Genomic DNA, 14,078 nt, shown 5'->3' with positions numbered 1-14,078 from the left:
TTGCGGCTTGTCGTAGAATTACGGTCGTAATACAAAGGGCCACATGCGATTCCCCAAGGACCAGAAGGCCAAGACCCGGGAGCGAATTCTCGATGCCGCTGCGACCGTGTTCCGGCGGCAGGGGTACCGCGGTGGCGGGGTGGACGCGGTGATGCGCGAGGCCGGGCTGACGGCCGGCGCGTTCTACGCGCACTTCCCGTCCAAGGACGCGCTGTTTGCCGAAGCCGTCGTTCACGCGCTGCGGAAGGCCACGGTGTTCACCGGGGCGCACCTCGACGGTCTGTCCGGGGCAGAGTGGGTGGCCGCGGCCGTGGGGTGGTACCTGAGTCCGCAGCACCGCGAGCGGTCAGAATCAGGGTGCCCGTTACCGCCGTTACTGGCCGAAGTGGCCCGCGGACCCAGCGAGGCGCGAAGTGGGTTCGAGAAGGAACTGCGTGCGGCAGCGGACGCGATCGCCGGGCAAGCCGGTGACGCGGACGACGCACTCGCGGTGCTGGCGCTGATGATCGGGGGCATGTCGTTGGCCCGCGGGGTCGCGGACGAAGAACTGAGCAATCGCATTCTGGCCGCCTGTCGGCGAGCTGCAGACACGGTGTCGCGTCCGAAACCGGTACCCGAGAAGAAACCCAAGAAGGAGCGAAAATGAGTGCGACCAAAGCCACGGACATGCCCCGAATCGGGGAACCGGACGAGATCCTTCAGGGAGCGAATTACTCGGCGGTGCAGCTCGGGGCGTCCGGCGACTGGAACCGCTACGCGGTTCGGCACCCGTCTCTACCCACGACCATTCACGGAAAGGTGTTCTTAAAGGGGCTTCTCGGCTTGACCGGGACGGAGATTTCGTGCGGCGTACTTCCCAATCGCGGGGCCATGCCCTTCCTTCACGCGCACCGGGAAAACGAAGAGGTGTACGTGTTCGTTTCGGGTCGGGGGCAGATGTTGGTAGACGGTGAGGTGTTCGACGTGAGCGAGGGGAGTGTGGTGCGAATTGCTCCGGCCGGGGTGCGGTCGTGGCGCAGTACCTCGGACGAACCGCTCGTGTATCTTGTCATCCAGGCGAAAGAAGGGTCATTGCGGCAGTGGACCCTGACCGACGGGGTCGGGGTCGCCGGCGCCCCGGTGTGGCCCGAGAACTAACGCTGTGTGATTCGTCACGCCCGGACTACGAGGAATAAATCGTGCGATTCCTGATCGTCGGGGCCGGTGCGACCGGCGGGTATTTTGGCGGCCGGTTGCTCGAAGCGAGGTGCGACGTCACGTTTTTGGTCCGCCCCGCCCGGGCGGAACGATTAGCGGCGACGGGCTTGGCCATCACGAGCCGCGCGGGTGATGTTACTCTGCCGGCGCCGCCGACCGTTCTGGCCACGGAGTTGCGGACGTATTTCGACGTCGTGATCCTGTCGTGTAAGGCGTATGACCTCGACTCGGTGATCGATTCCATTGCGCCGGCGGTGGGACCGAATACGACCATCATCCCGATACTCAACGGGATGCGCCACCTCGATGCTCTCGACGCTCGGTTCGGCCCGGAACGGGTGCTCGGCGGATCGTGCTTTATTTCCGCGCGCCTCGATGATACCGGGCGCATCGCACACTTGAGCGACATTCACCGGATCGTGTTCGGCGAACGTCCGCGCGGTCGATCGGCCCGCGCGGACGCGATCGCCGCGGCCATGTCTGGGGCGAAGCTGGACGCCGTCGCGAGCGATCAAATCATACTCGAGATGTGGGAGAAGTGGACGTTCCTGGCGACTCTGGCCGGGATGACGTGCCTCACGCGGGCGTCGGTCGGTGACATCGTCACGGCCGGTGGGGTGGATCTGGCTCTCGCGTTTCTGGAAGAGTGCCGGTCCGTGGCTGCGGCCGCGGGGTACGCTCCGCGTGCGGATTCGTTACAAGCGGGGATCGCGCGCCTCACGGACCCACAGTCGGCGGTTACTGCGTCGATGCTCGGTGACGTTGAGCGCCGCGGAAAAACGGAAGCCGACCATATTCTCGGCGATTTGCTCCAGCGCCGAGGCGGATCGGTCACCGGAGACCGGTCCTTGCTTCGACTGGCCTACACCGCAGTTAAAGCGGCCGAAGCTCGAGTGGCGCGAGAATCGGAAGCGAAGAACTCGTGACCGCGGATCAAAAATGTGCTTCTTTCGGCAACAGGTCCGCGAAGCAGAAGCCGTCGCGCTCGACCACGTCACCGACCCGAACCGGAATCGCCCGGTCGAATATCGGACCACCGTGGCAGAACGTGTGGAACTCACCGTTCTCCCCGCACGGGTCGATATCGGCCGGCAGATCCGCAAGCAGTGCTGAATCGAACTCGCGACCCGCGAAGGCCGGCGATAGTCGCTTGGGATCGACACACGTGAGTGTGGCCCGGAACCCGGCACCGATCATTGTCCGGGCGAGCGCGGGCGTGTCGGGGGCCGTTCCCCAAATCGGGAATAGTGGAGCGAGACCGGTGCCCGCGAGTTGGCGTTCGCGGTAGGCCCGAATGTCGGCCAGAAACAAGTCTCCGAACGCGAACGCGGTGACGCCTTCGGCACGAGCCTTTTGGACCAGGGCGCGCATCCGGGTTTCATACTGTTCGTTCGAGCACGGCCACGGCAGCGGCACCGGCCAGAGCGGTAGGCCGACTGCTTCGGCTTGCGCTTGCACCAGTTCTGCACGGACGCCGTGCATGGCGACTCGCCCGAACGCCTCGTTCAGCGTGGTGACCAACCCCACCACTTCGACGTCCCCGCGGCGCCGTAGTTCGTGTAGCGCCCAAGCCGAGTCCTTGCCCGAACTCCACGACAGCAGAACTCGCGGCTTCATACGCACGCCACTCGTTCGGTACCCAGTTCGGTGCGCGTCATATGATCTTGTTTTGATTGTTTTCTGTAGCCGGCCTCACAGAGGCCGGGACGTCTACTGTGTGTGGCTCACCGGCCTCACAGAGGCCGGCTACAGAAGATCGGCAGCTCGCGCGATTCAGCACCCAGTGTTGCGCGGGTGGTAATCCTGGCGGGAGCGGGTGCAGGTCGGGGTGAAGCGTGTGAGCGATGATCTCTAGGCTGTCCACCAATCGCGGACCGGGGCGACTGAAGTACGCATTGCCGTCCGTGACGTACACCTGCTCGGTCTTCACTGCGGGCAGGTTCGCCCACCCGGGACGGGAGCACAGCCCCGGTAGGTCCACTAGTGTTCGTTCCAGCGAGAACCCGCAGCACGCCACGAACAGCACATCGGGTTGAGCCGCAATGACTTCGTCCCAGGTCAGTGTTCGTGACGGTTGACCGGCGCGCCCGAGAACCTCGTCCCCACCGGCCAACTGAACTAACTCTGGAGTCCAGTGCCCGCAACTGAACGGCGGGTCGAGCCATTCCAAAACGACCACGCGCGGACGCTCCGTTACGCGCATCGAGCGCGCGGCAACGGAATCGATGCGCTGCTGCAACGCGCCGATGACGGCATCGGCCCGATCCGACACGCCCGCGGTGTCTGCGACCATACGGAGCGTCGTGAGCACCTCGTCGAGTGACGTCGGCTCGAGGTTGACGACGCGCGGGCGCCCGGGCAGTGCGCAGGCTGCAGCCGTGACCTCGGCTTCGGCCACGGCACACACATCACATAGCGCCTGCGTGACGATCAGGTCGGGGCGCAGGCGCTCCAGTGTGGGCAGATCGAGTGTGTACAGGGCACGCTGGGTTTTCAGGCGCTCCCGTACCAGCTCATCGATTTCGCGACTGGAGGCGTCGTGCGGGATCAGCGTGCGCGTGACCTTCGGCAAGTCCGCCACGAACGGCGGGTAGTCGCACTCGTGCGTTACGCCCACGAGTGCGTCACCCAGACCGAGTTGGCAGATGATCTCGGTCGAACTCGGTAACAGAGACACGATCCGCATGACTGCCTCCAGTGCTCAAACTGTCGCGGTGGCCGGTGCCGGTTCGCGCAGCACTGGGAACGCGCGTTCCGCGACGGCCCATCCGCCGAACAAGAGACCAACGAACACCGTGTCCCCGAGGAGCGTGTTCCGGAAGTACGGGAGGGCGGCGATGTAGCACTCACGCAAACCTTCGGCCGTGTGCGGGTAGAAGGCGATCCAACACGCGAAGTTGGTGACGATGAAGAACTGGAGCGCGCCGAGTAGCGTTACGGTCGCCGTTGCCACAACCGTGCGATGAGAACGCAGCCACCGGGCGATCAGCACGTTCAGGGCAAAACTGGCGTACACGACCGGGATCAGGACGTGCAAACTGGTGAAGAGATCACCAACGAAGAGAGCAACCAGCGGGACCACCAACGCGGCCCGTCGATCCGTGAAGTACGCCCCGCTGAAGATCGCCATTGCCCCGATTGGCGTGAAGTTCAGTGGGTGGGGCACAACCCGGACAACCGCCGCGAGCGCGATGACAACAGATAGCACCGCAACGCGCGGCAGCCAGGAACGAGACGAAGGACTAAACGATTCTTCGCGAGACACAGATCGGCTCCTCTTCGCCGGGACGGGCGGAAGGGGGTGCCTGCGGAGACCGGAAACGAGCGGACGGGGATGCACGCGAACGAAAAGCCCGTCGGCCCGGTCGCCTGGTTCCGAGGCACCGAACAATGAACGACAGGCAGGTCTTCTGGCTCACGGCTCGTAACGGGTTGCGGGCGCCTTCCCGTGACCTATGGTCACAGTGGCGAGTGCCCGAGAACCCTGGCCGAACACAGCAGCGGCCCTGCGCCGGATTCGCACCGGCTTCCCTCTTCGTCGCGCCGCCTGATGGCGGCGCGAACCTGTCGAGACGCAACTGGCTTATGCCGCGAGCGGTGGAGCGTCCACAACCTGTGAGGCACGGGCCTTTAGGGGCGTTCTTCCGTTCGCGTTCATCGCGAGCAATGTCGTAAGCTCGTCACCAACGCCGCACGCATCATCCGCAAACGACACTACCTGTGACGATTGAAATTCGGGCTCGTGAGGCCGGCTACAGAAGACACGTAATCCGCACGCTTCGGTACTACCCTCCGAGCGACGCACCGAAGCGGAAACCAGTTTCGTATACGAAGAACGCATCCAACACGCCGTTTGAAGGAGCATCGAGAATCCGAATGTCTGTTGCGGCCGCGGTGTTTGTGGCGGTAACCAGCGCGCGGTGCCCGTTGCGGCCGGTCGTGGCGAGTTGCACGCCCCCACGGAACCCGGGATCGTAAGCGTAGAAGCTACTCACAACCTCTTCCGTCAGCGGGCGGAGCACTTTTACGTGCGGATCGTACCCGGCAGTCGAAGGGGCCACGGCGACTTCCGCGGCTCCGTCGCCGTCGAAGTCGCCCGCGGTTACGGATAGCGCCCCCGCGAACGCGGGGCCGAATGCGAAGAAACTGGCCAACAGCCCGAGATCCGTTCCCGAAAACACCATGACGTGTCCCTGCCCGCCGGTCCCGGCCGTGACGATGATGTCGGCCGCGCCGTCCCGGTTCACGTCCCCGCTCGCGACGCGCCCGCCGCCCGTAAACGCCGACGGGAACGCGAGGAAGCTATCCAGTAACTCACCGGATGCACTGAATACTTTTACGTGTGCGGGGGCGTTGGCTTCCGGGCACACGATGATGTCGGCCGCGCCGTCGCGGTTCACGTCACCAGTTGCGAGGCTCAGACCCGTCGTTAAACCGGCGTCGAAGGCGTAGAAGCTCGCGATCAGTGATCCCGTTTGGCCGTCGAACACCTTGACGTGTGGCGGCCCAGCGGGGCCGACCGACGCGATGAGATCCGGTACGCCGTCGTGGTTCACGTCCGCCAGCGCGACGCGGACGGTTCCGTCGAACCCGGGGAACGGATCGAAACGGAACAGCGTGCGCCGCGTGGTCGTGTCGATCACTTCGACCTGAAAGCCGGTTGTGTCTCCCGCGGCCACGGCGAGGGCATTCGTGAGCGGCGCCCACGATTGATTGTCGCTCGGTAAGTCGGGCGACTGGCCCGAGATCAGAACGCGCCGCAATTTATCGAGCGTCTGGAGCGCGGTGAGATTGCGGACGTTGTAGCCGAACTGAAGTCCCTTCTCGGTCAAATCGCCTCCACCTGTTGGGGACACGCTGGGGTGAACGCCGTCCGCGCTGATCCCCAAATTGGGGAGCTGCTGGAGCGCCCGCCAGTAGTTCCAGAGCGGCACCCGGAGGGCTTCGCTGACGTCTTCGATGACCTGGTTGTAACTCGGTTGTAGCCGTTCCAGTTCGGCCGAGAACTTGCTGTTCGGAATCGTGCTGAGGACGGGGACCACGCCCATGTTCAGTGCGGTCTCGGCGATCCGCGTCAGGTTCTGCCGGAACGTGTCGAGCGGCACGCCCGCGGCGACGTCGTTCGTCCCGACCATGACGAGGACGAACGCGGGCCTGCTGACCGCGAGTTCGCTGGGCAACAGCCCGAGTACGTCCGCGGACTTGTACCCGCTCACGGCCGCGACGCTCGGGTGCGCGAAGGAGTTCGATCCCCCGATCTGGCCGGCGCGGAAGTAGGCGAGCGTGTCGTTGAGCGAGCCGTCCCCGGCGAGGTCGACCCCCATAGAGGGCGTTGCGAGCGGGATGAGGAAGTTGTTCGAGAACGTGATGCTGTCGCCGGCCCGCGTGAAGACGTTCGTCTGGTTCCCGGCGGCCGCCCCGCGCTGGATCACCGCCGACAACCGGGCCGCCATAGCTGCGTCAACGACCGGAACGACCGGTGTCAGAGTGTAGGCCGTTGGCACCCACCGGGCCTCCAGTGCTTCCACGTGTAACGGGAAACGCAACGTGGGCGCGAAGGCGCGCGAACCCCTAACCATGACGGCTCCTGAATCGCGAGCGCGGGAACTCGGGCCGGGAATATCGGGATGGAATTTCAAACGTTATTGTTCCCCGTATAGACACATCTTCCGATAGGGAATTGGCCGCGGCATTGAGAACCCAGGGGACGTGATTGATATGATTTAACTTGTTGATTAAATCGATGTAATTGGTGAAATTGAATTGATCGCTAGTATCGTTGCTTTATGAGGGCCATTGAGCGTGGAGGTGGGTGGCCGATAGCACCGAGCGATTGGTGAACCCCGCCCGCAAGGGCGGCGGGTGGAGCACAAGGGGCAGGTGAATCCCGCCCGCAAGGGCGGCGGGTGGAGCACAAGGGCAGCGGGTGGATGCACAAGGGCGAGGTACCCACCGCCCTTGCGGGCGGGGTTCACCTACGCCATCTGGTTCAACTCATATATTTCTCAGATATTGCGGCGGCTAACTGCTTTCCTGCTATCAGTTTGCACTTTCATGCGAATCTAGATAATCTGGCTAAACGGCATCTTCATCACCAGGGCACCCCGCCATGACTCGCTGCCACGCGGTCGTCGCGATCGTTGTGATCGCGCTAGCTCCCCTCGTTTCCGCTCAAGAGCGGATCACCGGGGCGAATTACCCCCTCGCTCAAAAGTTCGATCGCGACTTCGTGACGCGCAACGTTCAAGAAGCGTCCGTCGCGCCGCAGTGGATCGGCAAGACGGACACGTTCTGGTACGCGGCCCGCACCGCGACCGGGAACCGGTACTGGCGCGTCGACCCCACGAAGAAGGAAAAGGTGCCGCTGTTCGATCACGTGGTCTTGGCCGCGGCGCTCTCGGAAGCGTCGAAGAAGCCGCTCGACGGCGACACGCTCCGGCTGGACCGCGTCGTTGTCGCGGCGGACGGGAAGAAGTTCACCTTCGCGTTCGGTGAGAGCCAGTACGAGTACGATCTGGGCGCGAACAAACTGAAAGCGACCGGCAAGGCGTCCGCGCCCGGGAACGGTCCCCTCAACGCGGAAGCCATCGAGCGCCTGCGCGGGCAGCTCGGCGACGAGCGCGTGAACGAGATGCTCCGCCGGTTGCGCGAGGGCGAGACCGAGCAGAAGAAGGACGACATGGGCGGCGGGACGGGCGGGATGGGTGAAAACCAGCCCAAGAACCCGACCGATCCGGCGTCCTCGTACAAGAACTACTCGCCGGACAAGAAGAAGTACGTGTTCCTGCTGAAGTACAACCTCTACCTCTGCGACGAGGGGCAGCCCGAAGACAAGGCGACGCAACTCTCGACCGACGGCGCGGAAGAGTACACGTTCGTGGGCGGCTTCGGTGGCGGTGGTGGCGGGTTCGGGAAAGGGAACAACACCGGGAAGGGGGCCACGACTCCGACGGACCGCAAGACGCGGCCCAACGTGACGTGGTCTTCTGACTCGAAGGCGTTCTACATCACGCGGTCCGATAGCCGCGGGGTGAAAGACCTTTACCTCGTGGACTCGATCGCCGACCCGCGGCCCAAGCTCGAACAGTACAAGTACCCGATGCCGGGCGAAGAACTCGTCCGCAAGACGGAACTCTACTACTGCGTCGCCGACAGCAAGACGCTCACGCGGATCACGCCGAAGTGGAAGGACGAGCGGTACTCGGACCTGCGTTGGGGCAAGAGTCCGGGCGAACTGCGGTTCATCCGGCGCGACCGGCTCCGGCGGAACCTCGAAATCTGCGCGTTCGACGTGCTCAACAGCACGTGCAAGTGCCTCGTGAACGAGGCGTTCGACGCCGCGTACCTCGACATGCAGGCGCCGCGCTACATCGAAGAAACCGACGAGTTCGTGTGGTGGTCGGAGCGCAGCGGGTGGGGCCACTTCTACCGCTACGGGCGCGACGGCACGTTCAAGAACGCCCTCACGAGTGGCGCGTGGCGCGCGAGCCGGATCGTCGAGGTCGATGCGAAGGCCGGGTTCGTTTACATCATCGGCAACGGGCGCGAACCGGGCGAGAACCTCTACTACACGCACCTCTACCGCGTGAAACTCGACGGCACCGGCCTGACCTGCCTCGACCCGAGCGAGGAACCGACCGCGAGCTTGGGCAGTTACCCCACACTTGGTGGAGTGGTTGAGAATCAACCACTCAGCGGCTTCAACCAGTCGTCGTCGCTGTCGCCGTCGAAGAAGTTCGTCGTGACCAACAGCACGCGCGTGGACCGCGCGCCGTTCGCCACGCTCCGCGACGACGCCGGTAAGGTGCTGATGGTGCTGGAGACGACCGACCTGTCCGCGCTCAAGAAGGCCGGCTGGCAGATGCCGGAAACGTTCACGGTGAAGGCCGCGGACGGCGTCACCGATCTGTACGGGAACATGTGGAAGCCGTTCGACTTCGACCCGAAGAAGAAGTACCCGATCATCGCCCACGTGTACCCGGGGCCGCAAACCGAGGGCGTCGTGTACCGGTTCTCGGCCCACAGTCAGACGATGCAGTTAGCGCAACTCGGGTTCATCGTCATTCAAGTGGGGCATCGCGGTGGTAGCCCGGAGCGGTCGAAGGCGTACCACTCGTTCGGGTACTTCAACCTGCGCGACTACGGGCTGGTGGACAAGAAGGCCGCCCTCGAAGCGCTCGCCGCGCGCCACAGCTTTATCGATATCGAGCGCGTGGGCATCTACGGGCACTCGGGCGGCGGGTTCATGTCGGCCGCGGCGGTGCTGCAGAAGCCTTACAACGACTTCTTCAAGGCCGCGGTCGCCAGCGCCGGCAACCACGACAACAACATTTACAACGACAACTGGTCCGAGACCTACCACGGTCTGAAGGAGGTGCCGGTCAGCGACGGGAAGGGCACCTCCGCCACGACCACCGCGACCGACGCGAACACCGGGGGCGGAAAGGGCTTCGGCAAGGGAACGGGCGGGCGCAAGAAGGGGCCGACGCCGGAGGAGGCACTGGAAGCCGAACTCGAAGACCTCCTCGATTCGTTCGACCCGCGGAACGAGGACTCGGTCGCGGACCTGGAGCGCAAACTCGCGGAGCTGAACGCGAAACTGGCCGCGCTCAAGAATTCGGCGGCCCAGGTCCAACAAGCGCCGCCGCCGCGCCCGGCTGGTGCCGCACTCCCGACGGTCACGCTGCCGGCGATGCGGTTCGACATCCACATCCCGACGAACGCGGAACTGGCCGCGAACCTGAAGGGCCACTTGCTGCTCGTTCACGGGGAGATCGACAACAACGTTCACCCCGCCAACACGATGCGCCTCGTGGACGCGCTCATTAAGGCGAACAAGCGGTTCGACATGCTGATGATCCCCGGCGCCCGGCACGCCTTTGGGAACGCCCAGCCGTACTTCACGCAGCGGATGTGGGACTTCTTCGCAGAAAATTTGCTGAACGATCGCCAAACCGGGGCGGACATCAACATCAAGGACGTTAAGCGCAAGTAAGCCCGCGGCGGGTACTTCTCGCGCATTCGTGGTCACGAAGCGGCCCCTGGAATATCCAGGGGCCGTGTCTGTTTTGGCCCAATCTCAACCGCTCGTGCGCCGGGGCAACGACCATTCAATCATTGCAGCCGAAAGTTCTTTGAGAAAAAGACTTTCCGCTCAACGTGCCGTTGAAACAGGGGCCGCCACTTCGCCTTCAGGAACTCGCGCGATGGTACGCGCGAGCCGCGTGTGAAACACACTCCGGCCCCCGATGTGCTGCGCACCAGTTGACCACGAGAGTAACGAGAATTACTTGTGTTTTTCGCGACGGAACCCGGCTGTTGGAACCAGAATAGAAATTATGAAAGGTTAGTTTGCGCGCAAGAGATCGTCCCTGAAACCGGTGCCACCCGAGGACGGGTGGATGAGGAGATGGGTTGTGGACGACAAGTATCCCTCCATGATGGAGCGGAGGCTCGCTCTGGTTCAGTTGCTTACCGACCGAGACACGCTCACGATTCCGGAGATCGAGGTCGGTTTGGGAACCCACCGGTTCGCTGCCATTGCCGCTCTGTCGCACGGTTGGTTCGAGCGCCGATCGGCCGGTCGTAACGCGCGTTACGGCCTGTCCGAACGCGGCCGCGAGAAGGCCGCGCAACTCAATATGGATAAAGGTATTGGAGATCGGTCGGTGGAGTGACGCTTGCGAGGGGCGAGAACACAGGGCTTCCGCCCTGTGCATTCTTGCATTTACGCCGCTTCGGTGCGGGCGAGTTGGATCGGCGGGAAGAGGAACCCGGCGGGGGTGGGCAGGCCACCCGGACCGTGCGGACCGGCGGGCGTGCCTTCCCACGGGTGCACGCGGAGCGCGTCCAGTACCCGTTCGGCCAGTTCGAGTGCGTCGCGGCCGTCGGTGCCGGTCACGCGGGGCGTCTTCCCGGTGCGCACGCAGTCGATGAAGTGGCGGAGTTCCGCCGTGAGCTGGTCGTGCTTCCGGTCCGCGTCCAGGTTCAGCACTTGCAGGTAGCGCCCGAATACTTCGTCCTTCAGTCGTGCGCGTGTAACCTGGTCCATCTCCGAGACGCGCAGCCCGTACTTCCGCACCTCTTCGCTCTGCTGCACCAGCGTGAGCTTCCGCGTGACGAAGTCGATGCCCGCGTAGCCCTCTGGTGCCCAGATGCGGAGCCGGCGCTTGGGGTGCCGGGTGATGCGGCTCGCGGTAACGTGCGCGATGCACCCGTTCTCGAACTCCAGGCGCGCGTTCACCATGTCCTCGTGCCCGCCGAACACCACCGCGCCCACGGCGGAGACGCGCGCGACTTTCCCGCCCACGAGCGCGAGCAGCATGTCGAGGTCGTGGATCATCAAATCGAGCACCGCGCCGATGTCCACCGAGCGCCCGGTGAACGGCCCGTGGCGCTCGGCCTCGACGAACTTCGCGCGGATCGGGCGCTTCACCAGTTCCTCGAACGCCGGGTTGAACCGCTCGATGTGCCCCACCTGGAGCGCGACCTTGGCCTTCTTCGCCAGGGCGATGAGGTCGTCCGCTTCCGCGACCGTGCGGCACACGGGCTTCTCGACCAGGACCGGAACCCCGGCCCGGAGGAACGCGCTCGCGACCGAGTGGTGGTGGATGGTGGGGGTAACGATGCTGACGGCTTCGACCTTGTCGAGGAGGGGCTCGAAGCACTCGTAGGGGGTCGTTCCGAGCTTCGTGGCGACCGCGCGGGCCTGGTCCGGGTTCGCGTCGACCACGCCGACCAGGTTCACGTCCGGCAGGTTCGCCAGGATGCGGGCGTGGTGCTGTCCCAGGTGTCCGACCCCAATCACCGCCATCCGCAAACGGTCCATATCAACCCCAATTGTTGCACGTCGAAGATCGTCGTCCGGTCCGGTGTCGAATGTCAGGCGGCCCGGCTCGCGGGCTTTACGACTTTCCGACCCGTGGACTTTCGACTTTTGGACTCGGCCTCGGCACCGGCCCCGGCCGCACAAGCCAGTTGCCGGGCCAGTTCCACGTTCAGTGAGTGCCCGGACCGGTACGCGACCAGGTGGCCCGCGAGATCGAACCCGCACAGCGCGAGGTCGCCGATCAGGTCCAGGATCTTGTGCCGGGCCGGTTCATCGGCGAACCGGACCGCGTTCTCGATCGGTCCGTACTTGCCGAACACGAGCAGGTCCGCGCCGGTCAGGTGCCGGCCGACGCCCTGAGCACGCAGCCCGTGTGCTTCGGGTTCGGTGAGGAACGTCCGGCACGGGGCCAGTTCGTGCGCGAACGTGTCCGGTGTGATCGCGAGCGTGTGCGTTTGCGGCGCGATCGGGCTGCCGGGGCCGTAATCGAGCCGGTAGCTGATCCGCAGTTCGCTGCCGGTGGCCGGGTGCAGCCCGAGCGTCGCGCCCGGCGCGCGGACGACGACCGGCTTGGAGACGCCATAAATGGCCCGGCGCGTGCGCTGGTTCACGGTCGCGACGGTGGACAGTGCGGAGACGAAGCCCGCGGCCGACCCGTCGAGTCCGGGCGGTTCCGCACCGTCGAGTTCCACGACACAGTTGTCGATGCGAAGCCCGGCGAGGGCCGCCAGAACGTGTTCGACGAGTGTGATGCTGGTGTGCTGGGGGCCAAGGGTGGTGCGGCGCTGCGTCCCGCTCACGCGGGCGGCGCGGGCGGGTACCGTCGGTGCGTCCGGCAGGTCCGTGCGCCGGAACACCAGACCCGTGTCCGGTTGGGCGGGCAGGAACCGCAGGGACACCCGGGTCCCGGTGATGAAGCCCACGCCTTCGACCGAAACCGGTGCGGCGAGGGTTCGCTGGTGTCGATAGCCGATGACGCGCACGATGTCCGCCTTCCCTGGCGTAACCGTTCCGAATCGAGGTCGAGTCACTCGTACCCATTCGGGCCGGTCGCGACACCTTGTATCGGCGCCCCGACCGGCCCAAGTTTAGCCATCTTACCGAATCGCGCCTCCCGATCCGACCGGGTGGTCGGCGGGAGCGCGAACATGGATTTTGCACTCTGTACCACGTTCGCGGTTCGGGGTTAACACCAATCTGCCCAGTTTTACTTCGGCGACACGGGCAGCCCGCCCGCGCCCGGCGCGGGTGGCGCACCGGTGGTGGGGGCCGGCGCGCCCGGGTCGGCGACCAGCTTGCTCACGTCCACGGGCTTGCCGTCGGCGCCGATCGGCTGGTACCAGGCGTTGAGGGTCTTCACCACGACGCCGGTGATGTCCGCGTGCGGGGCCACGAAGAACGGCTGGGCCGCCGGGGGCTTCAGCTTCAGTTCCTTGATGTACGCGCTGTTCTGTTCTTCCGGGGTCACCGCGTCCGGGTACGCGAACACGACGTGGTAGCCGTTCATCTCGGCGGTCTTGTCCACCACGGTCTTGATCTTGTCGTACAGGTCGGAAATGATCTTGCTCGCGTCGTCGTTGAGCATCTTGTTGATCTTCCGATCCTCGTCCTCGATGGACCGGGTCAGGGCGAGCATGCGCTGCTGCTTGGTGTCCTTTTCCGGGTGGTTCGGGTTGGTCGCCAGATCCTTCTGGTGCCCGAGGTACTCGGCCCGCAGCGCGAGCAGGGCCTTGGACATCTCGTTCTTCCGCTGGTTCAGCAGGTGAACCTGGTACTTCGCCTGGCCGAAGTCGCGCATGACGCCGGCCATGTTGAAGACCGCGACCGTCGGGCGCGTGGCCGGGGCCGCCGCGGGCGCGCCGCCGGCTGGGGGCTGGGCGTGCGACAGGCCGGTGACGTACACCACGCCCGCGATGCCGAGGGCCGCCGACAGGTACGTGAACGTGCGATTCACTCTCAGTCCTCCTCTTCGTCCGCTCCGGTAACGCGGGGTTCCGGTCCCCGCGGGTTGTACCACACCGGCCCGCATTGCAGGCGCTGTAAGCAGTAAAGC

At 64.8% G+C, this 14,078-nt stretch carries 12 protein-coding genes and 1 riboswitch; of the genes, 5 read left to right on the top strand and 7 right to left on the bottom strand.

Annotated features, from left to right (window positions below):
- Positions 1-43 precede the first annotated feature (43 nt).
- The 3 genes from VT84_RS26285 to VT84_RS26275 are packed head-to-tail and all read left to right on the top strand — an operon-like array spanning position 44 to position 2,123.
- Entirely contained in the window at positions 44-646 is a 603-nt protein-coding gene (locus VT84_RS26285) for a TetR/AcrR family transcriptional regulator (RefSeq protein ID WP_082841587.1), read from the top strand.
- Positions 643-1,137 carry a cupin domain-containing protein gene (locus VT84_RS26280; protein ID WP_082841586.1) on the top strand — a complete coding sequence of 165 codons (495 nt, stop codon included), beginning with the start codon at positions 643-645 and terminating at the stop codon, positions 1,135-1,137. The genes VT84_RS26285 and VT84_RS26280 overlap by 4 nt, the downstream gene beginning before the upstream one ends.
- A gap of 41 nt (positions 1,138-1,178) precedes the next feature.
- A complete protein-coding gene (locus VT84_RS26275) occupies positions 1,179-2,123 on the top strand; it encodes a ketopantoate reductase family protein (RefSeq protein ID WP_082841585.1) in 945 nt (314 codons plus the stop codon).
- 7 nt (positions 2,124-2,130) lie between these two features.
- Here VT84_RS26275 and VT84_RS26270 read toward each other — a convergent pair whose 3' ends face one another.
- The 4 genes from VT84_RS26270 to VT84_RS26255 all read right to left on the bottom strand — a co-directional run bounded on the left by VT84_RS26270 (position 2,131) and on the right by VT84_RS26255 (position 6,776).
- Entirely contained in the window at positions 2,131-2,814 is a 684-nt protein-coding gene (locus VT84_RS26270; protein ID WP_082841584.1) for an ATP-binding protein, read from the bottom strand.
- Positions 2,815-2,851: 37 nt separating this feature from the next.
- A complete protein-coding gene (locus VT84_RS26265; RefSeq protein ID WP_082841583.1) occupies positions 2,852-3,883 on the bottom strand; it encodes a cobalamin-binding protein in 1,032 nt (343 codons plus the stop codon).
- 15 nt (positions 3,884-3,898) lie between these two features.
- Positions 3,899-4,462, bottom strand: coding sequence for a DUF6580 family putative transport protein (locus VT84_RS26260; protein ID WP_082841582.1), 564 nt, complete (start codon positions 4,460-4,462; stop codon positions 3,899-3,901).
- 117 nt (positions 4,463-4,579) lie between these two features.
- A riboswitch (cobalamin riboswitch) is annotated at positions 4,580-4,780 on the bottom strand.
- A 202-nt stretch (positions 4,781-4,982) separates the two neighbouring features.
- Positions 4,983-6,776, bottom strand: a complete 1,794-nt coding sequence (locus VT84_RS26255; RefSeq protein ID WP_082841581.1) for a GDSL-type esterase/lipase family protein — start codon at positions 6,774-6,776, stop codon at positions 4,983-4,985.
- 530 nt (positions 6,777-7,306) lie between these two features.
- Here VT84_RS26255 and VT84_RS26250 point away from each other — a divergent pair.
- Both VT84_RS26250 and VT84_RS26245 read left to right on the top strand, forming a co-directional pair.
- Positions 7,307-10,192, top strand: a complete 2,886-nt coding sequence (locus VT84_RS26250) for a S9 family peptidase (RefSeq protein ID WP_082841580.1) — start codon at positions 7,307-7,309, stop codon at positions 10,190-10,192.
- 406 nt (positions 10,193-10,598) lie between these two features.
- Positions 10,599-10,874 (top strand): hypothetical protein, encoded by a 276-nt coding sequence (locus tag VT84_RS26245; RefSeq protein WP_052561546.1) that lies wholly within the window; start codon positions 10,599-10,601, stop codon positions 10,872-10,874.
- 50 nt (positions 10,875-10,924) lie between these two features.
- Here the strand turns inward: VT84_RS26245 and VT84_RS26240 are convergent, their stop codons facing one another.
- The 3 genes from VT84_RS26240 to VT84_RS26230 all read right to left on the bottom strand — a co-directional run bounded on the left by VT84_RS26240 (position 10,925) and on the right by VT84_RS26230 (position 13,979).
- On the bottom strand, positions 10,925-12,025 hold the full coding sequence (locus VT84_RS26240; protein WP_239465477.1) for a Gfo/Idh/MocA family protein: 1,101 nt from the start codon (positions 12,023-12,025) through the stop codon (positions 10,925-10,927).
- A gap of 53 nt (positions 12,026-12,078) precedes the next feature.
- Complete coding sequence (lpxC, locus tag VT84_RS26235; RefSeq protein WP_052561550.1) at positions 12,079-13,056, bottom strand: UDP-3-O-acyl-N-acetylglucosamine deacetylase; 978 nt, start codon at positions 13,054-13,056, stop codon at positions 12,079-12,081.
- 176 nt (positions 13,057-13,232) lie between these two features.
- On the bottom strand, positions 13,233-13,979 hold the full coding sequence (locus VT84_RS26230) for an OmpH family outer membrane protein (RefSeq protein ID WP_052561552.1): 747 nt from the start codon (positions 13,977-13,979) through the stop codon (positions 13,233-13,235).
- Between the last annotated feature and the right edge of the window lie 99 nt (positions 13,980-14,078).

The sequence above is a fragment of the Gemmata sp. SH-PL17 genome (genome assembly GCF_001610855.1).
GTDB classification, from domain to species: Bacteria; Planctomycetota; Planctomycetia; order Gemmatales; family Gemmataceae; genus Gemmata; species Gemmata massiliana.
The sequence above is the reverse complement of the archived record's forward strand: the minus strand, read 5'-3'. Positions and strand labels throughout refer to the sequence as shown.